We start from the raw sequence: 22,268 nt of genomic DNA, 5'->3' as shown, positions 1-22,268 counted from the left end.
TCACCCGGTGGGGTGAAGATCACAGGCCTGCGGCGTCCTGGCGCCGGCGCGTGCTGAGTACGGTGAGCGGGTGCCGAAGCGCAGGAACACGTTCTCATCATGGCGGCGCCGCCTCGCCCAGCGGGCCGTCCACGCGGGCTGGGCCTGGGTGCAGCGCACCGGTTCCGTCACCGCCGAACACCCCGGCGGGCTCCGCTTCGGCTCGATCGGATCCGGCACCCGGCTCGCCTTCCCGCTCGGCACCGTCTTCGGCGAACCCTGGATCCACCTCGGCGCGCACTGCATCGTGGGCGAGCAGGTCACGCTGACGGCCGGTCTGATGCCGGACCTCGACCTCGGCCCCGACCCGATCCTGCGGATGGGCGACGGCGTCGTGCTGGGCCGCGGCAGCCACGTCATCGCCGACACGACGGTCACCATCGGCAGCGACTGCTACTTCGGGCCGTACGTCTACGTCACCTCCACCAACCACTCCTACGACGATCCGCACCAGCCCATCGGCAAGCAGTGGCCGCGGATGGAGCCGGTCGAGATCGGCTCCGGCTGCTGGGTCGGCACCGGCGCGGTGATCCTGCCGGGGGCGCGGATCGGACGGAACGTCGTCGTCGCGGCCGGCGCGGTGGTGCGCGGCACGGTGCCCGACCACGCGGTGGTCGCGGGGGCGCCCGCCCGGGTCGTACGCCGGTGGACTCCCGGCGACGGCTGGCAGCCGCCGCTGCGCACCCCGGCCCCGGTACCGATCCCCGACGGCGTGACCTCCGACCAGCTGGTCGCGCTGTCCGGTCTGGACGAGGAGTCGGCGGCGAGGCTCGCCGAACTCGAACCGGAAAGGTGACGGATGCGGCGGAACCCGACCGCCGCCCGCCGGTGGTGCAAGACAGTAGACTCCGGAATCCAGACTGTTGGACTCCGGACGGTGTCCGGACGGGGTGAATTGGACGGAACGTGTCGGACCTCGACCTGCTGACCCAGTCCCTGGCGCGCAACGTCAGACGCTGGCGCACCGACCGCGGCTTCACCCTCGACACCCTCGCGGCCCGCGCCGGAGTCAGCCGCGGCATGCTGATCCAGATCGAGCAGGCCCGCACCAACCCCAGCCTCGGCACCGTCGTCAAGATCGGCGACGCGCTCGGCATCAGCATCACCACCCTCCTCGACTACGAGCAGGGACCCAAGGTCCGTGTCGTCCCCGCCGACCAGGTGGTCCGGCTGTGGCACACCGACGCGGGCAGTTACAGCCGGCTCCTCGCCGGCACGGAAGCCCCCGGCCCGCTGGAGATGTGGGACTGGCGGCTGATGCCGGGCGACAGCAGCGGATCCGACCCGCACCCGGCCGGCACGGTCGAGATCGCCCACGTCACCGCCGGTGAACTGACCCTCACCGTCGAGGGCACGGAGCACCGCGTCCCGGCCGGCGCCAGCGTCACCTTCGAGGCCGACGCCGCCCACACCTACGCCAACCAGGGCGGGATCCCGACCGAGATGGTGCTCACCGTGTCGGTACCGCCCGTGCACTGAGACACCCCGCCGACCTGCGCGGCGCTGCTGTTAGCGTGCGGCCATGGACGCACCCATCGGACACTTCGACGACGCCAGGCCCGCCCCCGACCGCCTCGACGACCTGGTCGGCCCGGTCGCCGACGCGGTACGCCACTGGAGCGGCAGCGTCCCCGCCGACCAGATCGTCTACGTCGACACCGACCCGCGGTGGGCCGACACGGCCGTCTTCGTCGAGCACTACGGACGGGAACTGCTGGAGCGGTCGGCGAACTGCGTGGTGGTCGCCGGCAAGCGCGGTGCCGAGACCACCCTGGCCGCGTGCGTCGTGCTCTCCACCACCCGCGTCGACGTCAACGGTGTGGTGCGCCGCCGGCTCGGCGCCCGCAAGGCGTCGTTCGCCGCGATGGACACGGCGGTGGGGGAGACCGGCATGGAGTACGGCGGCATCACCCCCGTGGGACTCCCCGCCGGCTGGCCGGTGCTGGTGGACTCGGCCGTCGTCGACCTGCCGTACGTCCTCGTCGGCAGCGGGCGCCGGCGCGGCAAACTGCTGGTGCCCGGCAAGGCGTTCGCCGAACTGCCCGGCGCGGTGGTGCTGGACGGGCTGGGCGTCGCGGTCTGAGGCTGCCCGGCCCCGCCCGCCCCGCCGTCAGCGGTGGCCGGCCGTTCCCCGGTACCGCTCCACGACGAACTCCCGGGTCCCCGTCTCCGGCACCACGCGGCCGAGGGGGTGTCAGGGGGCCGCAGCGGCCCCCCGTTCAGCCCAGCCGGGGGATCTCGATCGCCGGGCAGCGGTCCATCACCATCTCCAGACCGGCGGCCCGGGTGCGGGCGTGGGCCGCCTCGTCGACGACTCCGAGCTGGAACCACACCGCCTTCGCGCCCTTGGCGACCGCCTCGTCCGCGACGGCTCCCGCGAGGCCGCTGTTCACGAACACGTCCACCACGTCCACGTCGAAGGGGATGTCGGCGAGGGAGGCGTACCCCCGCTCCCCGTGCACGGTCTCCGCCTTCGGGTGGACCGGGACGACCCGCTTGCCGTGGCGCCGGAGCACCTCCGCGACACCGTACGCCGCCCGCCGCGGGTTCGTGGACAGCCCCACCACCGCCCAGGTGTCGCCCAGCTCGGTCAGGATCCTGCGGATCGTTGCCTCGTCGCCGTGCACGGCGGCCTCCTCTGACGGACGGACATCGCAGGACGCCGAACGGCGTCCATCCGCTCAACATCGGACGGCCGTCACCGATTCCGCACCCGGGACTGCGGACGGCCCTCCGCCCGCCTACGCTCGGGCGCGTGCTGCGCATCATCGACCCCCGAACCGGCGAGCCCGTCGTCGCCGCCCCCGTCCGCCGTGGCCTCACCCGTGTCGAGGCCCACGCCTCGGGGTGCGGCAGCGGTACCCTCCGCGTCCTCCTCGTCGCCGACCTCGTCGTGCGGGTGCTGGAACTCGGCGGTACGTCGGTCCTGCCCGTGCTGACCGGCGAACGAGAGCAGGCGGAGCTGCGGGCGGCCGCCACGCGGCTCGGCGCCCGCCCCTTCGAGGACGGCAGGGACGTCTCCGCGGGATTCGGCGAGGCCCAGACCGTGCACGTGGCGGCGGACGACGCCCCGGCGGCGGGGGAGGGCGTGTGGGTCCCGGTCGCGGCCGTGCGGCCGGACGGCCCGGCCGGTGCGGCCCCCGATCCCGCCGCCCTTCGCCTCGCCCTCCTCTCCCACCACCACCGCACACCCGCCCCGCTCGACGAGGCCGCGCTGCGCGAGGCCGGCACCACCCTGGCCCGCTGGCGCCGGGCCGTCGCCGACTGGGCGCGGAGCCCGTCCCGCCCGGTCCCCGAGGACCTGCGCGGACGGCTGCGGACCGCCTGGGAGGACGACCTGGACCTGCCCGCGGTGCTGCGCGTGCTGCGCTCGGCGGAGGAGGCCGGGCCGCGGCTCCCGGACGGCGCCCGCTTCGAGACCTACGCCTACGCCGACCGTCTCCTCGGCCTCGAACTCACCCGTGACGTCGGGGCCCCGGCGTGAGCGCCGCCGAGGCCGGGCCGCCGCGCCGGCTGGTCGTCCTGCGGCACGCCAAGTCGGCCTGGCCGCAGGGCGTGCCCGACCACGAGCGGCCGCTCGCCCCGCGCGGCCTGCGCGACGCCCCGGCGGCCGGCCGCGCGCTGGCCGGTGCCGGCCACCTCCCCGATCTCGCCCTGTGCTCCACCGCCGTACGCGCCCGCCGGACCTGGGAACTGGCCTCGGCCCGGTGGGACAGCGCGCCGCCCGTCCGGTACGAACCGCGCCTGTACGCCGCCGACGTGCCCGAGCTGCTGGCCGTGGCCCGCGCGACGCCCGCCGAGGTCCGCACCCTGCTGCTGGTCGGACACAACCCCGGCCTGCAGGAACTCGTCCTCGACCTGGCCGCGGACGCCCTCGGCGACGCGCTGGACGGGGTCCGGGTGAAGTTCCCCACCTCCGCCGTCGCGGTGCTGACCTGGCACGGCCCGGCCTGGAGCGACCTGCGGCCGGGCGCGGCCCTGCTGACCTGCACGGCCGTGCCGCGGGGGCGCGGGAACGGCGGCTGAGGCGGCGCCGGCGACGGCATAGGCTGGCCCGATGCAGGACGAGTACCGCACCGTCGCCCGCCCGGGCGTCCACGAGACCGAGATCAACCGCTCCCGCTTCCTGTGCGCGCTCGCCCCGGCTGCCACCGAGGAGGAGGCCCAGGCGTTCGTCGCGGCCGTCCGCAAGGAGCACGCCGACGCCACCCACAACTGCTGGGCCTACGTCATCGGCGCCGACGCCTCCGTCCAGAAGGCCAGCGACGACGGCGAACCCGGCGGCACCGCGGGCGTCCCGATGCTCCAGATGCTGCTGCGCCGCGACATGCGCTACGTCGTCGCCGTCGTCACCCGCTACTACGGCGGGGTCAAGCTCGGTGCCGGCGGCCTCATCCGCGCGTACGGCGGCGCCGTCGGCGAGGCGCTGGACACCCTCGGCACCCTCACCCGCCGCCGCTTCCGGCTGGCCACGGTGACCGTCGACCACCAGCGGGCCGGCAAGGTGCAGAACAACCTGCGATCCACCGGCCGCGAGGTCCGCGACGTCCACTACGGCGAGGCGGTCACCATCGAGATCGGCCTCCCCGAGGCCGACGTCGACGCCTTCCGCGTCTGGCTCGCCGACGCGACGGCGGGGACGGCGCGGTTCGAGACGGGCGGGGAGGCGTACGGCGACGCGTGAGGGGCGGCTGCCGGGACGACGCCGGTTCAGGGCGGCGCGACCGCCGGCTGTCCTGTTCGGTCGGCACGGTGATCACCGAGGCCGTCCACAGCCACGTCCTCAAGACCTCGGCATCGGCGTGGCCCCGGCCGTCGAGACGGACGGCAAGGTCCGCGACGGCGCCTTGGCCGCCGGACCACCGGCGACGTCCTGTGCGGCCGGCCCAAGGGCATGCGGCTGATCGTCCGCAAGGAACGGCCCCACCCCGGTGCCCAGTCGAGAATCACGGACACCGACGGCACGCGGATCATCTGCTCTGCGACGAACACCCCCGACCGGCCGGTCTCCGAGCCCGAGCTCCGCCGTCGGCCGCGGGCCCGCGCGGAGGGCCGCGTCCGGGCCGTGCGTTCGACCGGCCGGGCAAGGCCCTGGGAACCGCGCCGCCCACGGTTGTGCCGACGAATCTCCTACTCGGGTCACCAGGTGTGCTTCTTCCGGCCCGGCAGCCAGAACGGGTGGCACGCGAGTGCGGTGTCACCGGCCGTACTGTCCGGATCGGACCTGACATCCAGTCAAGTCCTGGCTGCTGCAGCCGTCACCGTCCGGTCCCGCGGGACGGGCAGCCGGTTCACGTCGTCGATGCCGTCCGCGCCTGCGCACATCGCCGCCACCGGTGTCATCGCCTTCGCACTTGGGTCGGCCCCGCCGCTGTTGCCTGCGCCGTCGACGCGCGGCCGCTCCGCGACCATCCCCGGCAGGCCTCTCCGCTTGGCGAGGCTGACCAGCCGAACCAGCGGCATCCGCTCCATCATGTCCAGACACTGGAACGGCTGTCGACCGGTGGGCCGGGGTCAGTTCGGGGCCATTGTCGGCAGGATCTGCTTCCAGGCAAGCTCGCCGCCGGCGGCCTGCATGACCGACCACGGGTCCCAGAAGTCGCGGTAGAGCGCGATCCGGTCCTGCTCGAAGTGCACCACCGACAGGTAGGTCTGGTGGTACTGACCCCCGGTGGCGATCAGAGTGCATTCGCCGGTGTACGCCGCGATGACCAGGCCGTCCTCGGTGGCGGTGTAGAACTCGGGCTCGGAGAACTCGACCTTCAGCTGCTCGCGGAACATCGTCATCTGGGCGAGCAGCGCCTCCCGGCCCTGCATCCGGGTGGGGATGCCCCAGGCGGGGTAGGGGAATTCAAGGACGCCGTCCTCGGTGAAACCGTCGATCCACTCCTCGATCCTCCCTTCCGCCAGCAGGTCCAGGCCGTGCCTGAAAAGGTCCTTCAGTTCCTGTGCCGTGGTCATACCGCTTCTCTTCCTGTGGTGTGGTGCCGGTCGCACGGACGACGGTCAGTGGGCGGGCGCGACGATGCCGGCGAGGATCCGGTCGATCACCCGGTCGGGCAGCAGCCTGGCCAGCACGCGGCTGCCGGTCGCGTCCCGTCCGACGCCGTAGCGGATCCTCGGCCGCTCGGCAACCAGTGCTCGGAAGACCACCCGGGCGACGTCGTCGGGAGTGGTGCGGCTGGTCCGGGCCGAGGCCTCGTTGGTGTCCATGAACCGCGGGAACGTGCCGCGGTAGAGCTGCTGCACCGGTTCCGGGGCGCTCTCCAGGGCCCGGCTGCCCGCGTCGGACATCTTGTCCCAGAGCGGAGTCGGCACGGCGCCGGGCTGGACCACCGCGACGGGGATCCGCTGCGGGGCGAGCTCGCGGCGCAGCGCGTCGCTGAGTGCTTCCTTGGCGAACTGGGCTGCGGCGTAGGCGCCGAGGTAGGGAACCGCGATGTTCCCGAGGCCCGAGGTCACGTTGACGATCCGTCCGGCTCCGGCCCGCAGCAGCGGCAGGAAGCCCTGGATCACGATCAGTTGGCCCGTGACGTTGGTGTCCAGCTGGAGGCGCATGAGCTCGCTCGGTACGCACTCCAGAGGAGCGGTGACGGCGATGCCCGCGTTGTTGACCAGCCCCCACAGCCCGCCCTCGCCGGCCAGCTCGGTGACCTCGTACACGGCGGCCCGGACGGACTTCTCGTCCGTGACGTCGACGACCACCGGGGTCAGCCGGCCGGTGGCGGCCACGCGCAGCCGCTCTCCGTCCTCGGGGCTGCGGACTCCGGCGACGACGTGGAAGCCCACCCGCGACAGATGGAGTGCGCACGCCTTCCCCAGGCCCGAGGAGGCTCCGGTAACGACCACGACCCGGCCTGCCGGTGACGTCAAACCTGGCGATTTCGACACGTACCACCTTCGGTTTCAGGACTCGGATCCCAGCAGGGCCGCGTCCAGCGATCTGCCGGTATTTGCTCCGCCCGGATGCCGCGACCGTCCCCGCCGCACAGGCGGAACTCCGCTTTCGTCCGGCTGCGGCTGGTTCGGCCGTCCCACAGTAGAGGGCGTCGACGGGAAGACCCGGGACGAACTCACCCGAAAGGCCCAAGAACTCCTACCGGAACGACTTCGGGCGTCGCCGACAGACGAGTGCGCACCCGAGGGTGAGGAAGGCTTCGTGGATGTCGCCGCGTATCTCCCGGCGGATCCGCAGGCGGCGGAATCGGTGCAAGTGCGCGAAGGTGCGCTCCAGGCCCCGGCGTTGGGCGCCCGGGCCGGAGCCGCGCTCGGTGCCCCGGCGGGCGATCGGCGGCTTCCCTCCGGGCTCCGGACCGGGCGGCGGTGCTTCTCGTGGTCGTAGCCGCGGTCGGCCGGCGCGACGTCGGGGCGGCGCCCGGGCCGGCCGCGCCTGCCCCGCACGGGCGGCACGGTCCGCAGCAGCGGGATCGGCCGGGTGCCGCCGTCGCGGCTGCCGCCGGCCGGGGTCGCGGCGAGCGGGATGCCGGTGGCGTCGGTGATCAGGTGGTGCTCACTGCCCGTCCCGCCCCGGCCGACGGGGCTCCGTCCGGTCCTGGCTGCCCCCTCTGACGCCTGGATGCGGGAGCCGTCGACCGCGGCACGGGAGGAGTCCGGCGCGTTCGCGCCGCGCGGTTCGGCAGGCAGCACCTCGTGCAGCCGGGGTCGGACACCGGCCTCGGTCCACTCGGCCGGGCGCCCCCGGCAGGTCGTGCCCGACCCGGAGCCGGGCTCCTGCGGCAGGCGTTCCCGTGCGGTCCCGGTGTGCAGCACGAACCCGCCGGCCTTCACCGAAGCGCCCCCGCGCCGGCCCGGCCGGCACCGGGTGAACGCGCCGCGGCCCGCTTCACCCGACTCGGCCACTGCGGCTTCCGCCTGATGCGCCATCTGGGGCAGGGCGGCCCACCCGCAAAGGTGAAAGGGCAGGGCCGTTCGCCCTGATCCCATTGTCCTCCTCCACGGCTCGACAATGATGGTCACGACCCACACCCCCCACCTTTTCGGAGGACTCGGCATGGCCACTGCGGCACCCGACGTCATCAGCACGAAGAACGCCCATGCGTTCGCCACCATGGACGCCAACGGCGACGGCTACGTCGACTGGTCGGACTACCAGAAGCTCGCCGACCGCTACATCCAGGCGTACAAGCTCAGCAAGGACGACCGCCGGGCCAGGGCACTCCAGGCCTTCTGCCAGATGTACTGGCTGGAGCTGCTGCGCCACGCCGGCGTCCAGGAAGACCGCCTCACGAAGGACCAGTTCGTCACGGCCAGCCGCCTCGCGAGCGTCGACACCAGCCGGCTCAACGTGGCCGACGGCACCGCCGACGTGATCTTCGACGTCATCGACGTCGACGGAGACAACCAGATCAGCAAGGAGGAGTTCTCCCGCTTCCTGAAGGACGTGTGGAGGGTCGAGGCCCCCGACGCGATGGACATGTTCACCAGGCTGGACACCGACGGGGACGGCGCGATCTCGCGCCACGAGCTCGTCCGCGCGCTGCGCGAGTACTTCCTGTCCAACGACGCGGACGCGCCGGGCAGCCTGTTCTTCGGACACATCTGAGCAGTCGGCAAGCGGTTGCTGCAGCCGCCCTCCGTGCCCGCACAGGCCGGGCACGGAGGGCGGCTGTCTGCCCGTTCCGCCAGGCGAGTGACGGGAGGGCACTCGAAGAGATGAAGTCACCTCTCATCCGGATGGTCCTGTTCGCGGCTTTGGATATGTTTGGCGCGCCCCGCCCGGTCGCAGAGCTGCGGGGCGTCCAGGCACCTCGCAGTAAGTAGCTCAACGAGCCGTGAAAGGGCACACCGATGCTCCCGCAGCCCCCTCGAGCGTCCGGCGAATCAGGGATTCCCCGCACCTGCCGCACGGATGTGTCGGAACGTGCCCTCGGTCACCGTCTCCGCGTCGTCCGCCGGGGCGACGAGACGGACGACAGTTCCGTGCGGCCGGCGGGTCGGCCGCCGGTCCCTTCCTCTGAACGCCTCGCCCTGGCCCGAGGCCGTCACCGGCCTGACGAAAGTGGTGGCCGCGGGCCCACCGCCAGGCGTCTCGCGCACCCTGCCGTGCGGGTCACCGGCGCTGGTGGCAGCACGTGCCGATGACCTACGGCGGACAGTTCCAGGACCAGGTGGCGCTGATCACCGGTGCCTCCCGCGGCATCGGCCGTGCGCTCGCCTGCACCCTCGGGCGCGGCGGGGCCACCGTGGTGGTGAACTACAAAAAGAACGCCGATCTGGCGGAGAAGGCAGTGGCCGGCATCGAAGAGGCCGGTGGACGCGGTCTCGCGGTCCGGGCGGACGTCGAGACGGTCGAGGGAGTGCAGCGCCTCTTCGCCACGGTGAAGGACGAGTTCGGCCGGTTGGACCACTTCGTCTCCAACGCCGCGGCCGGCGCCTTCAAGAACATCCTGGAACTCAAACCCCACCACCTGGACCGCTCGTACGCCATGAACCTGCGGCCATTCGTACTCGGTGCGCAGCATGCGGTGCCGCTGATGGACCGCGGGGGGCGGATCGTCGCACTGTCGAGCTACGGCAGCGTTCGGGCGTTCCCGGCCTACGCGGCACTCGGCTCGATGAAGGCCGCAATCGAGTCCTGGGTCCGCTACATGGCGGTGGAGTTCGCCCCGTACTCCATCAACGTGAACGGCGTCAGCGGCGGCCTGATCGACTCCGACTCGTTGGAGTACTTCTACGGCGTGCCAGGGATGCCGGACATGAGCACGGCGCTCGACCGCATCCCTGCGCGGCGCACCGGTACGGTCCAGGAGGTGGCCGACGCGGTCGCCTTCCTGCTCTCGCCCGGTGCCGAGTACATCACCGGCCAGACGGTGGTGGTGGACGGCGGGCTGAGCGTGGTCGCCCCTCCCTTCTTCGCCGACGCCTCGGCGCCCCTCAGCCTGCCTGAACGGCCGGCGGGGAGAAGCAGATGCCAGGGCACATCACCCACCTAGGCTCGCTCGTCGGACCGCGCCCCGACCGGTTCGTCGCCTCCGACCGGATCCGTCGGACGGAGCCGGCAGAGCGGGTGGCGGTCGCGGAGCAAGCAGACCTCGGCTCCATGCCGCGGCCCTGCGGCGGACCGGGGATCGTCCGGAAGGCCGTGACCCGCCGCCCTCCGCCGTCTTTCGGGGGCACCGGGTGATCCCCGTAAAGCTTCGAAGGGAACCTCGATAAATGGGCCTGAACGATCAGGCGTCGTACCGGTTGTCGGCGTATCAGCGGGACCTGTGGGCCGTCGGCTCCCGGACTCCGGAATCACCGCAGTTCAATGCCGTTCTCCACGAGCGTCTGCAAGGCGCTGTCGACCGCGACAGGCTCGCCGCCTGCACGGAGCGCGTGCTGCACCGCCATGAGACGTTCCGGTTGCGCTTCGACGAAAGCACCGGCACCCCTTTCCAGTGGGTGGCACCCGACAGTGTCCCGGTCACCGTGGTCGATCTTTCGCGAGACCCCGAACCGGACGCGGCGTGCGCCGAGTGGATGCGTCGGTCGATGACGAGCGCCCTGCCGCTCGGACGCGGTCCCCTGGTGGAGGCCACGCTCCTCGTGGAGAGTCCGGACGTCACGCATCTGCACGTCAAAGCACACCACATCATCGCCGACGGCTGGACTCTGGACCGGCTCAGCCACGAGATCATCGAGGACTACGCCCGAGCGCCGCACAGCGGTCCGCACGGGGCAGCCCCGCGGCCGCCCTCCTACCTGGCGTTCGTCGAGGAGGACGCCGCATATCGCGCCGGCGCGGACGGCGACCGGGACCGGGCCTTCTACCGGGAATACCTCCTCGACGCGGCACCCGCGCTCTTCACCCGTACGACGAGCGGGGACACCAACGGTCGCGGCCTCCACTCCTTCCAGATCGACAGCGCCCTCGTCGGCCGGATCCGCACCGCCGGCTTCTCCCCGTTCACCTACCTCGCCGCCGTACTCGGTACGTACCTGACGCGCCTGCACCGCAGCGAGGAGGTGCTCCTCGGCATTCCCTTCCTCAATCGGGCGACCGAGCGCCACAAAAGGACCCTCGGCGAGTTCGCCAACATCCTGCCGCTGCGCATCGCGGCGCAAGGCGCGCGGTCCCTGCGGGAACTGCTCGCCCAGACCCAGGAGACGACCCGCGCCCTCAGACGGCACGAGCGGCTCTCGCTGGGCGACATCCTGCCCGTCCTGCCCGCATCGGCCCGAAGCCCGCGGCACTTCTTCGACGTGACGCTCTCCTACATGCACTGGCCGCCGCCGGACCGGATCCCCGAAGTCGAACGGCAGAGGTCTCTGCTGGCCCTCTCGCACGACCAAGACGCGCTGAACGTCCTGGTGTCCGCCTTCGACGACACGGCCGACATCCACGTCGACCTGAACTACGCCTGCGACGTCTTCGACGAACACCTGCCCATCACATCGGTGGCCGGTCACCTCACGACCCTCCTGCAGTGCGGCCTCGACATGGCGGACCGCCCCCTGTCCGAGATCCCGATGCTGCCGCCGACCGAATACGAGGACCTGACCGCCGGACGCGCTGCCGGACCGTACGTGCCCTGCGCGGACCGGGCCACCCTGCACGGCCTGTTCGAGGCGCAGGCCGCCCGCCGGCCGGAGCGGACCGCGGTCGTCGCGGCGTCCGGAGAGGAACTGACCTACGCCGAACTCGACGAGCAGGCCAACCGGATCGCGCGGGCCCTGCGCGCGCAGGGCGTCGGCCCGGACGACCGGGTCGCGGTGATGATGGAGCGCGGACCGCTCCTGCCGGCCGCCCTGCTCGGCATCCTGAAATCGGGCGGCGCCTACGTGCCGGTGGACCCCGGACACCCGGCCGAGCGGGTGGAGTTCCTGCTGCGCGACAGCCGCGCCAAGGTGGTGATCGTCGACGACGCCGCTCCCGATGACCTGCCCGGGGACGCGACCGTGCGGCGCGCCGGAGACCTGCTGCACGGCAGCGGCGCCCCGCTGGAGCCGCTCACCCTCTCCTCCGGTGACCTCGCCTACGTCATCTACACCTCCGGCTCGACCGGGCAGCCAAAGGGCGTCATGGTCGAGCACCGCAGCGTGGTCAACCGCCTCACGTGGATGCAGCGCCGCTACCCGCTCGGAGAAGGGGACGTCCTGCTGCAGAAGACGCCGATCTCCTTCGACGTCTCGGTGTGGGAGCTGTTCTGGTGGGCCGCCGAGGGCGCGGCCGTGGCCCTCCTGCCGCCCGGCGGCCACAAGGACCCGCGCGAGGTCCTGCGGGCGATCCGCGAACACCGGGTCACCGCCGTGCACTTCGTCCCCTCGATGCTCGGCCCGTTCCTCGACCTGCTGGAGGAGTCGGCCGCCTCACGCGAGGCCGTCCGGACCCTGCGGCACGTCTTCTGCAGCGGCGAGGCCCTGCCCGCCGCCCGGGTCGAGCAGTTCAACCGCCTGGCCGACCGGTGCCGCCGTGAGGACGACGCCGAACAGCCCGTCCGGCTGGTGAACCTGTACGGCCCGACCGAGGCCACGGTCGACGTCTCGTTCTACGACTGCCCGGACGACCCCGTCCGCGGCATCGCCCGGGTACCCATCGGCCGCCCGATCGACAACACCAGGCTGTACGTGCTGGGAACCGACGATCTGCCGCAACCCGTGGGGGTCGCCGGCGAGTTGTGCATCGGCGGCGCCGGGGTCGCCCGCGGTTACCTCGGCCGTCCGGAGCTGACCGCCGAGCGTTTCGGCCACGATCCGTTCGTGCCCGGCGGGCGCCTCTACCGCAGCGGCGACCTGGCCCGGTGGCTCGCCGACGGCACCCTGGAGTACCTCGGACGGATCGACGACCAGGTCAAGATCCGGGGCCACCGCGTCGAGCCCGCCGAGGTGGCCGCCGCCCTGCGCGCGGTCCCCGGAGTACGGGACGCCGTCGTGGTGAGCCGCACCACCGATACCCGGGGTACCGTCCTGGACGGCTACTACACGGCCGGGGCCCCGATCGAGTCGGCGGTGCTGCGCGAACGGCTCGGGCGTACGCTGCCGGCGTTCATGCTCCCGGCGTCCTTCACCCGCGTCGAGAGCATTCCGCTGACCCCCAGCGGCAAGGCGGACCGCAACGCGCTGCCCCCACCGCACGACACCTCGGAGCCCACCGGGGACGGGCAGCCGTGCAACCGCACCGAGGCCGTCCTGGCCGAGATCTGGGCCCGCGTCCTGGGCCATGAGGCCGTGGGGGTCCACGACGACTACTTCGCCCTCGGCGGCGACTCGATCCTGATGCTCAAGGTGCGCGCCGAGGCGGAGGCCCGGGGCCTGCGCTTCTCGCTCACCGACCTCCTGCGTAACCCGACGGTGGCCGGCCTCGCCACACGCACCGGGAACTGCGACGCGCTCGGGAGCGAGGACGTCGCCGCCCCGTTCGCCCTCGTGGCCGACGTCGACCGCGCCCGCCTGCAGGACGCCGAGGACGCCTACCCGCTCACCCGGCTCCAGCTCGGCCTGCTCTACCACAGCCGTCGGCACGAGGCCTCGGCCCGATACCGGGACGTCTTCCGGTACACCCTCGACATGCCCTGGAACGAGGCGGAGTTCCGCCGCTCCTTCGACCGGCTGACGGCACGGCACCCGGCACTGCGCTCGGCCTTCGACCTGGCCGGCGTCGAACCGCTGCAGGTCGTCCACCCCCGGGTGCACGGCGGCCTGGAGACCGCCGACCTGCGTCCCCTGGACGACGCGGCGGCCGAGGCCGAGGTGCGCGCACACATCGAGGAACGCCGCCGCCATCCCTACGTCTTCGACCAGGCACCCCTGTACCTGTTCCGCGCCCACGTGCGGCCCACCACCGTCGACCTGGTCCTCAGCTTTCACCACGCCCTCCTCGACGGCGGCAGCGTCGCCACCCTCATCCAGGAGCTCCTCCAGGACTACGCCCACGGCCTCGGCCTGGAGACCGGCCCCGTCGACGGCACGGCGCTCCCCTCCCCTGCGGCCCACGTGCGCCTGGAGCAGGCCGCCCTGCGCTCGGAGGGAGCCCGGCGCTACTGGCGGGAGAAACTGACCGGCTGCGAACCCCTGCCGATCGAGGCGTTCCCGCCCCACCTGCCCGGTCCCGGCAGCCGGCCCGCCTCGCGACGGATCGACCTGCCCGGCGCCCTCGTCGAGCAGGTGCGGCGCTTCGCGGCCGAACACACCCTGCCCGTGAAGTCCGTGCTCTTCGCAGCGCACGGCCTGACCCTGGCCGTGCTCGCCGGCACCCGGGACGTGACCACCGGCCTGATCACCCACGGCCGGCCCGAACTGGCCCGGGCGGAGCGCATCGCCGGGCTGTTCCTGAACACCGTGCCCGTGCGCCTGGACACCGCACTCAACAGCTGGCTGGATGTGGCGCGCGAGGCTTTCCAACAGGAGCGGGAAGGCCACCCGCACCGCCGCTACCCGCTGAGCGCCATCCAGGAGGACCACGGCGGACCCGTCGTGGACACCGCCTTCAACTACGTGCACTTCCACCAGCTCTCCCACGTCCTCGGCCTGCCCGGTCTGCGGCTCACGGAGTTCCGCACCTGGGAGGAGAACGACTTCCGGCTCCTTGTGAACGCGGTCACCGAACCGGACGGCACCGGCATGTGGCTGCGGGTCGACTGCGACGGAACGACGTTCTGCGCCGAGCAGGGCGACCTCTTCGCGGCCGGCTACCTGAACATCCTGCGCCGCATGGTGGAACAGCCCCACGACAGACCGGACTTCGCCTTCCTCGCCGACCGGCCGGTCCTGGCCTCCCCTGCGGAGCACCCCACGGTCGTCGCCCTCGTCGCCGAACAGGCCGCACGCACTCCGGACGCGACCGCCCTGGTGATGGGCGAGGAGCGGTGGAGCTACGCCCGGTTGGCCGAGGCCGCCGAGAACGTGGCCGGGCGGCTGTACGCGCTCGGTGCCCCGGCGAACGCCCGGATCGCGATCGCCATGGACCGCTCCCCGCTGACCATCGCCGTGCTCCTGGGCGTCATGCGGGCCGGATGCGCGGTCGTCCCGATGGACGTCGGCTACCCGGTCCCTCGGCTGGCCTCGATGCTGGAACAGTCCCGGCCCTTCCGCGTCGTGGCCGCGTCCGCCCACGCCCACCTCGCCGGCGACCCGGCGCTGCTGCTGCCCGCCGAGTCGGTGACCGCACCGGCACCGCCATGCCCGGCGCGCGGCGGGACGGACGCCGGGAGCATCGCGTACGTCCTGTTCACCTCCGGCTCCACCGGGGCCCCCAAGGGCGTCGCCATGCCGCACCGCACCTTGGCCGGCCTGGTGGCCTGGCAGAACAAGAAGGCACCCAGCGCGGCCCCGGGCGGGGTGACCCTGCAGTACGCACCGCTGAGCTTCGACATCTCCTTCCAGGAGATCTTCTCCACGCTCTGCTCCGGCGGCACCCTGTGCCTGGCCCGCGACGCCGAGCGGCGCGACATGCCCGCCCTGCTGCGCCTGCTCGACCGCGAGCACGTCGAGCAGGTCTTCCTTCCCCCCGTGGCCCTCCAGCAACTGGCCGAAGCCGCAGGGACCCTGGGCATCACCCCGCGCACCCTGCGCATTCTGATCATCTGCGGTGAGCAGTTGCGCGTCACCCAGGAGATCCGTGCGCTGTGCGCCCGACTCCCCGGAGCCGTGCTGGAGAACCAGTACGGCCCGACCGAGACCCACGTCGTCACCGCGTTCACCATGACCGGCGATCCCTCCGCCTTCCCCGCCCTGCCGCCGATCGGCCGCGCCATCGACGGGGCCGAGGTGCACGTCCTGGACGAGCGGCTGCGTCCGGTCCCGTACGGGGCGCGTGGCGACATCCACCTGGGCGGCGCCTGCCTGGCCGACGGCTACGAGGGCCGCCCGGACCTGACCAAGGAGCGGTTCCTCCCGCACCCCTTCGCGGACGGGGACCGCAGGCTCTACTACACGGGCGACCTGGGCATGGTGCTCCCCGGCGGAGACGTCGTCTGCCTCGGACGCGACGACACCCAGGTCAAGGTGCGGGGCTTCCGTGTGGAGCCGGCCGAGGTGGAACTGGCCGTCACCGCCCTGGCAGAGCAGTACCCGGGCCTGCGCGACGCCGCGGTCGTGGCCCGTCGGCGCGAGGACGGCGAGACCTTCCTCGCCGCCTTCCTCCTCGGCGAGGGCACGCACGAGGACCTGGCCGGCATCCGCGAGCGGTTGCGTGTCACCCTGCCCGACCACATGCTCCCCTCCCACCTGCAATGGACCGCCCGCTGGCCGCTGACCCCCAGCGGCAAGCGCGACGACGCCGCACTGCGCCGCACCCCGCTGACCGCCCCCGACCTCGCCCCCGATGCCGGGCCGCGCGACGCGTACGAGCAAACGCTGACCGAGATGCTGGCGGACGTGCTGTCCCTGGACGCGGTGGGGGTGCACGACAGCCTCTTCGACCTCGGCGGCACCTCCCTGGCCGCGATGCGGCTGGTGGTCCGGATCGAACAGCGCTACCGGGTGCACATTCCCCTGGCGGAGTTCGTCGCCACACCCACCCCCGCCGGTCTCGCAGCACGGCTGCGCGACGGCGGGGCGAGCGCCGCGTTCGACCCCGTGGTGCCGATCCGCCCCCGGGGCACCCGCCCGCCCCTGTTCCTGGTCCACCCCATGGGCGGCAACGTGCTGTGCTACATGGCTTTCGCCCGGCACCTCCCGGACGGCCAGCCGCTGCACGCACTCCAGGCCGCCGGCGCCGACCCCGGCACCACACCGCTGCCCAGCGTCGAGGACCTCGCGGACAGCTACCTCACCGCGCTGCGGACGGTCCAGCCGCACGGCCCCTACACCATCGGCGGATGGTCCTTCGGCGGGCTCGTCGCCTTCGAGATCGCCCGCCGCCTGCGGGCGGCCGGCCAGCAGGTCGCCCGCCTGCTGGTGCTGGACACCATCGCCCTGGGCCAGGGCCCGTGCGCCCCGTACGACGACGAGGCCCTGCTGGGATGGTTCTTCCAGGAACTGCTGTGGCCGCGGGACGGCGCCGCATCACCCGCACGGATCATCCCCGACGGCCTGGGCTCGCCGGAGGAGACGTTCGCGTTCATGGCCCGCATCGCGAGCGAGCGGGGCATCCTGCCGACCGGCAGCGCCGGGGCCGTCATCCGGCGCCTCTTCGGCGTCTACCGGGCGAACTGGCAGGCGACGCTCGCCTACCGGCCGCCGCGTGAGAACCAGGACCTCACGCTGATCCGCGCCACGGAACCGCTGCCGGCCGTCCTGTCCGCCATGCACCGTACGGCCGGAAGCCTCCATCAGGACCCCGGCAACGGCTGGAGCGCCATGACCAGCGGCCGGATCGACATCGTCCGTGTCCCCGGCGACCACCTGACGATCATGGAGGAACCGTACGTGGCGCACGTGGCCGCAACCGTCGCGGAGCTGATCGGGGCCGGCCCCGCCCGAACCGGCCGGGAGGGATGACACCATGACATCGGGACGCCCCACCAAGGCCCTTGTCATCGGCGCCGGCATCGGCGGCCTGACCTGCGCGGTCGCGCTGAGGCGCGTCGGCATCGACGTCGAGGTGTACGAACGCGCCACCGAACTGCGCGCCGCGGGCTCCGCTCTGTCGGTCATGAGCAACGCCGTCACCGCCCTGACCACCCTGGGCATCGACCTCCACCTGGACAAGCGCGGCCAGGTCGTGGAGTCGTTCACCGTCATGGACCGGCGCGGCCGACGGATCAGGGACCTGCCCTTCAAGGACGCCTGCGACCGGGCGGGCGCGCCCACGTTCTGCCTGAGCCGCGCGGACCTCCAGGAAGCCCTGCTGGAGGAGGCCGCGGACTGCCCGATCCACCTGGGCGCGACCGCAGCCGGCTTCGAGACCGCCGGCGCCGGCGTCACCGTCCGCTTCACGGACGGCCGGTCGGCCGGCGGGGACGTCCTGATCGGCGCCGACGGCTTCCACTCCGCCGTCCGCCGCCACCTCGTGGGCCCCGAAGCAGCACGCGACAGCGGCTACGTCATTCGGCTCGGCATCGTCCCCTTCCGGCACCCGCGCCTGACCACGGGCGGCGTGCGCCACTACTGGGGCGGCGGACAGCGCTTCGGCCTCGTCGACATCGGCCACGGCCGCTGCTACTGGTGGGCGACCACGAGCACGTCCGCCGATGCCACCGCCCCGGACCGGGTCAAGGACACCCTCACACACGCATACGCAGGCTGGGCCGACGAAGTGCAGGCGGTGATCCGGGCCACACCGCACACGGACATCCTCACCGTCCCCTCCCACGACCGAGCCTTCCTGGAACGATGGGGGGACGGCCCCGTCACCCTCCTCGGCGACGCCGCCCACCCCATGCTGACCACACTCGCGCAGGGGGCCGCCATGGCCATCGAGGACGCCGTCGTCCTGGCACACACGCTCGCGGGGCCCGCAACGGGCGACGACCCGGTGCGGGCCCTGCGCGCCTACGAGGACCGACGCCGCGACCGCGCCAGGACGATGGTGACCGAGTCCCGCGCACTGAGCGACCTGGAACAAGCGGCCCGCCCCGGCCTGCGACTGCTCCGGGACACCTACTTCCGACTGGCGCCCCGCCACGTCCTCGCCCGACGGACCACGCAGGCCCTCACCTTCCCGGACGACGGCCCGGCCACCGGAGCGAGCAGCGTCCAGCGCGAACTCAGCCCCGTGGAACGCCTCTACTGGATCGTCGACCAGACCTCACCCCTCAACGTGATCGCCCGGGCCCGCGTCCACGGACACCTGCCCCCGTCGCTGCACCGCCGCGCCCTGGACGCCCTCCAGCTCCGGCACCCCCTGCTGCGCGTCGCGATCACCGACGACGGCACCGGAGCGCACCCCGCCTTCGCACCACTGGACGGACGACCGATCCCGCTGCGGCACGTCGACACGCCGCCGGACGACCCCGAGGCCGGCACCCGGTGGGAGCGCGAGGTCAACGACCACGAGCTCGTGGAGAGCATCGACTGGCACACCGGGCCGCTGCTGCGCGCAGTGGTGATCACCTCGGAAGGAACCGGCCGCGAAGACGAAGGAGACGTCCACGACCTGCTGCTGACGGCATCGCACGCCATCGCCGACGGCAAGACATGCCTGTCCCTGCTCCGGGAGTGGATCGAACTCGCCGCGCAACTGGACCGCGGCACGCCTCGTCGAAACACCCCACGACGGGCACTGCCCGCGACGGACGACCTGCTCCCGCGCCGCCACCGCGGAGCGATGGGGGTCACAGGGCTCAAGGTCATGATGCTGCGCGACCGGCAGGCAGCCCGGGGGCGCCCCACCCAGCGGATCGCCCCCAGCCGCCCGGTTCCCTTCGGGCAGCGGCGCACCCGGATGGAACACCGGCTCCTCACCTCCGGCCAGCTGGACCTGCTGGTACGGGCGGCCAAGCTGCACAGCACCACAGTCCACGGAGTCCTGGCCGCCGCCATGGTGACGGCGGTCGCCCGGGACGCGGGAACCCCGGCAGCCGCATACTTCTCGATCGGCTCCCCGGTCGACTTCCGCGGTGACCTCGATCCCGCCGTCGCCCCCGACGAGGTCGGCACCTACGTGGCCACCGTTCCCTCCCGCGTCCGCTACGAGCCCGACCGGCCGCTGTGGCCCATGGCCCGGGAGATCAGCCAGGACCTCGTCCGTCGCCGCAGGCGCCAGGACCACCTGGCCACGATCAGCCTGCCGCGCTGGGCAGGGCCGAAGTCCCCGGCGGACAGCGAGCCGTTCATGCGGTTCATGGACGAGAAAGGGCCGATCAACCTGTGCCTGTCCAACGTCGGCCGCTACGAGTTCCCCGACCGGACGGGCTCATGGCAGGTCCGCGGTGCCCAGTTCGTCACGGGCGTCTCGGTCATGGGCGCACTCGTCGCGACGGCCACCACCAGCCACGGCCAACTCGCCTGGAACTTCAGCTACGTCGAGGACCTGATCTCGGCGCCGCGCGTACGACGCATCGCCGACGACTCCGTACAGATCGTGCTGTCCGCACTGCCCCAATGACCGGTCGAACCAGCCACCCACCAGCCCTGCACAGGGAGCACATGCGTACGGCCGTCATCTCCGTGCAGTGGCGACGTCCACACGCCGCCACTGCCGACCGGGGACGTTTCCCCGGGTCTCGTCTTCCCGGACCGTAGATGCGCCGGATTCCCGTGGCTTCGCCCCATCGCGTCCTGCCGGCCATTTCCCCGACCCGAAAGGTCAACGCTGCAATGACAGCTGCTCCGACCCAGGTGCTGAGGCAGCGCCGTATCCTGCCCGCCGGAGAGAACGGCTCCCTGTGGGAGGCCCGGCCCTCCTGCGGAATCTTCGAGTTCCGCGGCATGCGCCTGCGCCTCGAGGTGGAGGACCCCACCGAGGTCCTGTTCCCGACCGACTGCGGGTTGAGCCTGATCGCCGCCCTCAGCCACAACGACGTTCCCGACCTGAAGGGCATCAACGCTCTTGATGTCGGGGCGGGTTCCGGTCTCTACAGCGTCGCCCTGCTCGCGGCCGGCGCCGAACGGGTGACCGCTCTGGACATCAACCCCGCCTCCGCCGCCCAGACCGTCGCGAACGTGATGACCAACGGCCTGGACGCCACACGGCTGACCTGCGTCACCTCGCCGCTGAAGGAGTACACGCCGACCGAGAAGTTCGACCTCGTGATCACCAATCCGCCGCACCTTCCCTACGACCCCGGCTACGCGAGGAACGACGGACTGGAAACCGCCCTCGTCGCCCGAAACGGAGGCCGCGCGGTGTACGCAGACCTCGTCGAGCAGATGGATACGCTGCTCGCGCCGGGCGGCACCCTGCTCATGGCGCATTCCTCGCTCGCCGATATCCCCCGGACCGTCGAGGATCTCACCGCGCGTGGTTACGAGAGCAACACCCTCGAAGTCTTCGAGATGGACATCCCACTCCTGGCGTACGCCGAACACAAGAACACCGTGCTGGGCCTGCTGAAGGAGCAGCGTGCAGCGGGCCGGGCGGAATTCGACGGATCACGCTTCACGGTGCACGCCCTGATGTTCCAGCGCCCACCGGACGCCACCAACGGATGACACCACGGGAAAAGAGGCCGCCGAGAGCGTACGCGACCGCTTGCCACAAGATCTTCCAGGGGAAGCGCCCACTCCGACCGGGGCACTGCCGATCCGGAGGCATATTCCTCGGGCGCTCCCCGGCATCCGGTCCCAGGAACTCCTTCACGGGCGCCGGCGGCGCCCGAGCCGTCGCACCCGGCGGCGAAACTCACCTCCCACCCGGATGGGACGGAGCCGTGGAGGGCCATTGCAGCAGCATCCGGCCCCAGGACATGCCTGCGCCGAAGGCGATCATCAGGATCGTGTCCCCACGCCGGATCCGGCCGTCTCGTACCGCCACATCGAGCCCGATCGGGATGGACGCCGCACCCGTGTTACCCAAGTAATGCCCGGTGACGACGAGTTGCTCAAGCTCGAAGCCCGCCGCTCGAGCGACCTCCTCGACAAGTCGTGGATTGGCCTGATGACTGATCACGTGGTCGATCTCGCCCACAGTGATGCCGCGTTCCTTCACCGCGTCGTTGACCAGATGCGGGAACTTCTCCCTGACCAGGTTGGCGACGTCTCGGCCGGCCATCCTGAGATAGTGGTCGTCGGACGCGGCAACCACCGGCGGCCTGGGGATTCGGGGGCCACCGGTGACATAGTGCGCGAGCCGGCCATCAGTGCTGAGCTCCGCACTGAAGATTCCCTCGCCCTGTGGCACCCGGCCGAGCACCACGGCCCCGGCCCCGTCACCGAACAGCGGATACGTCCGGCGGTCGGCCGGATTCATGTAGCGCGAGTACGTGTCGCTCGCCACGACCAGCACATATTCCTGGCGAGGATTCGCAGCCAGCAGGCCGCGGCCGATCTCGCAGGCGACGAGGAAACCCGCGCACGCCGCGTTCACGTCGAACGCCACGGCGTCGTGTGCCCCGATCGCGCCCTGCAGCTGCACGCCGACGCCCGGCACGGGCCGGTCCGCCGTGGATGTCGCAAGCACCACCGCTCCGAGCTCCGAGGGCGACACCCCGGCTGCCTCGATCGCTGCCCCGGCCGCGTTGACCGCGAAGTCCAGACTCGTCTCGTCCCGGGTGGCGAAGCGCCGCTCCAGCACGCCGATCCGATCGGCGACCCAACTGCGTTCCATGCCGACCGTCTCGGCAACGTCACTGCTGGACACACGCTGTGCGGGCAGGGACGATCCGGTCCCGAGAATGCCCACGTCGGCGCCTCCAGCAGATCCGAGTGAAATAAAGCCAGTCATGTGAACTCCATCCGAAAAAATG

Annotated in this window: 16 protein-coding genes and 1 pseudogene; 12 read left to right on the top strand and 5 right to left on the bottom strand. The window is 72.2% G+C overall.

Annotation, left to right across the window (positions count from 1 at the left end; translation table 11 throughout):
• The first annotated feature begins 70 nt into the window (after positions 1-70).
• The 3 genes from ACIP5W_RS22030 to ACIP5W_RS22020 all read left to right on the top strand — a co-directional run bounded on the left by ACIP5W_RS22030 (position 71) and on the right by ACIP5W_RS22020 (position 2,122).
• On the top strand, positions 71-835 hold the full coding sequence (locus tag ACIP5W_RS22030) for an acyltransferase (RefSeq protein ID WP_401476010.1): 765 nt from the start codon (positions 71-73) through the stop codon (positions 833-835).
• A gap of 110 nt (positions 836-945) precedes the next feature.
• Positions 946-1,518: a helix-turn-helix domain-containing protein gene (locus ACIP5W_RS22025; RefSeq protein ID WP_401476007.1), complete on the top strand. Its 573-nt coding sequence runs from the start codon at positions 946-948 to the stop codon at positions 1,516-1,518.
• A 43-nt stretch (positions 1,519-1,561) separates the two neighbouring features.
• The gene (locus tag ACIP5W_RS22020; protein WP_401476004.1) at positions 1,562-2,122 is read left to right on the top strand and encodes a YbaK/EbsC family protein; all 561 of its coding nucleotides are present in this window, start codon (positions 1,562-1,564) and stop codon (positions 2,120-2,122) included.
• A gap of 136 nt (positions 2,123-2,258) precedes the next feature.
• Here ACIP5W_RS22020 and ACIP5W_RS22015 read toward each other — a convergent pair whose 3' ends face one another.
• Entirely contained in the window at positions 2,259-2,666 is a 408-nt protein-coding gene (locus ACIP5W_RS22015) for a CoA-binding protein (RefSeq protein WP_401476001.1), read from the bottom strand.
• Between the two features lie 128 nt (positions 2,667-2,794).
• Here ACIP5W_RS22015 and ACIP5W_RS22010 point away from each other — a divergent pair, with 128 nt between their 5' ends.
• The 4 genes and pseudogenes from ACIP5W_RS22010 to ACIP5W_RS21995 form a co-directional block, all read left to right on the top strand.
• Complete coding sequence (locus ACIP5W_RS22010) at positions 2,795-3,523, top strand: hypothetical protein (protein WP_401475998.1); 729 nt, start codon at positions 2,795-2,797, stop codon at positions 3,521-3,523.
• Entirely contained in the window at positions 3,520-4,065 is a 546-nt protein-coding gene (locus ACIP5W_RS22005; RefSeq protein WP_401475996.1) for a SixA phosphatase family protein, read from the top strand. Before ACIP5W_RS22010 ends, ACIP5W_RS22005 begins: the two co-directional genes overlap by 4 nt.
• A gap of 31 nt (positions 4,066-4,096) precedes the next feature.
• Entirely contained in the window at positions 4,097-4,723 is a 627-nt protein-coding gene (locus tag ACIP5W_RS22000; RefSeq protein WP_401475993.1) for a YigZ family protein, read from the top strand.
• 32 nt (positions 4,724-4,755) lie between these two features.
• Positions 4,756-5,119 (top strand): annotated as a pseudogene (locus tag ACIP5W_RS21995) (IS1380 family transposase); the annotation flags it as partial.
• 155 nt (positions 5,120-5,274) lie between these two features.
• On the opposite strand, the gene ACIP5W_RS21990 reads toward ACIP5W_RS21995, so the two are convergent.
• Genes ACIP5W_RS21990 through ACIP5W_RS21980 form a run of 3 tightly spaced genes read right to left on the bottom strand, consistent with a single transcriptional unit; the run spans position 5,275 to position 6,888 of the window.
• Entirely contained in the window at positions 5,275-5,502 is a 228-nt protein-coding gene (locus tag ACIP5W_RS21990) for a hypothetical protein (RefSeq protein WP_401476070.1), read from the bottom strand.
• 51 nt (positions 5,503-5,553) lie between these two features.
• Positions 5,554-6,000 carry a nuclear transport factor 2 family protein gene (locus ACIP5W_RS21985; protein WP_401475990.1) on the bottom strand — a complete coding sequence of 149 codons (447 nt, stop codon included), beginning with the start codon at positions 5,998-6,000 and terminating at the stop codon, positions 5,554-5,556.
• Positions 6,001-6,045: 45 nt separating this feature from the next.
• On the bottom strand, positions 6,046-6,888 hold the full coding sequence (locus tag ACIP5W_RS21980; protein WP_401475987.1) for an SDR family NAD(P)-dependent oxidoreductase: 843 nt from the start codon (positions 6,886-6,888) through the stop codon (positions 6,046-6,048).
• A gap of 1,162 nt (positions 6,889-8,050) precedes the next feature.
• Here ACIP5W_RS21980 and ACIP5W_RS21975 point away from each other — a divergent pair.
• The 5 genes from ACIP5W_RS21975 to ACIP5W_RS21955 all read left to right on the top strand — a co-directional run bounded on the left by ACIP5W_RS21975 (position 8,051) and on the right by ACIP5W_RS21955 (position 21,015).
• A complete protein-coding gene (locus ACIP5W_RS21975) occupies positions 8,051-8,602 on the top strand; it encodes an EF-hand domain-containing protein (RefSeq protein ID WP_401475984.1) in 552 nt (183 codons plus the stop codon).
• Between the two features lie 535 nt (positions 8,603-9,137).
• Entirely contained in the window at positions 9,138-9,992 is an 855-nt protein-coding gene (locus ACIP5W_RS21970) for an SDR family oxidoreductase (RefSeq protein WP_401475981.1), read from the top strand.
• Positions 9,993-10,215: 223 nt separating this feature from the next.
• Positions 10,216-17,421 (top strand): amino acid adenylation domain-containing protein, encoded by a 7,206-nt coding sequence (locus ACIP5W_RS21965; RefSeq protein ID WP_401475978.1) that lies wholly within the window; start codon positions 10,216-10,218, stop codon positions 17,419-17,421.
• A 4-nt stretch (positions 17,422-17,425) separates the two neighbouring features.
• The gene (locus ACIP5W_RS21960; RefSeq protein WP_401475975.1) at positions 17,426-19,969 is read left to right on the top strand and encodes an FAD-dependent monooxygenase; all 2,544 of its coding nucleotides are present in this window, start codon (positions 17,426-17,428) and stop codon (positions 19,967-19,969) included.
• Positions 19,970-20,181: 212 nt separating this feature from the next.
• Positions 20,182-21,015 carry a methyltransferase gene (locus ACIP5W_RS21955; RefSeq protein ID WP_401475972.1) on the top strand — a complete coding sequence of 278 codons (834 nt, stop codon included), beginning with the start codon at positions 20,182-20,184 and terminating at the stop codon, positions 21,013-21,015.
• Positions 21,016-21,205: 190 nt separating this feature from the next.
• Here ACIP5W_RS21955 and ACIP5W_RS21950 read toward each other — a convergent pair whose 3' ends face one another.
• Complete coding sequence (locus tag ACIP5W_RS21950; RefSeq protein ID WP_401475969.1) at positions 21,206-22,246, bottom strand: 3-oxoacyl-ACP synthase III family protein; 1,041 nt, start codon at positions 22,244-22,246, stop codon at positions 21,206-21,208.
• Between the last annotated feature and the right edge of the window lie 22 nt (positions 22,247-22,268).

The organism is Streptomyces sp. NPDC088766 (assembly GCF_044750845.1).
Classification (GTDB): Bacteria; Actinomycetota; Actinomycetes; order Streptomycetales; family Streptomycetaceae; genus Streptomyces.
Note: the sequence above shows the minus strand (reverse complement) of the source record. Positions and strands in the feature narration are given on the sequence as shown.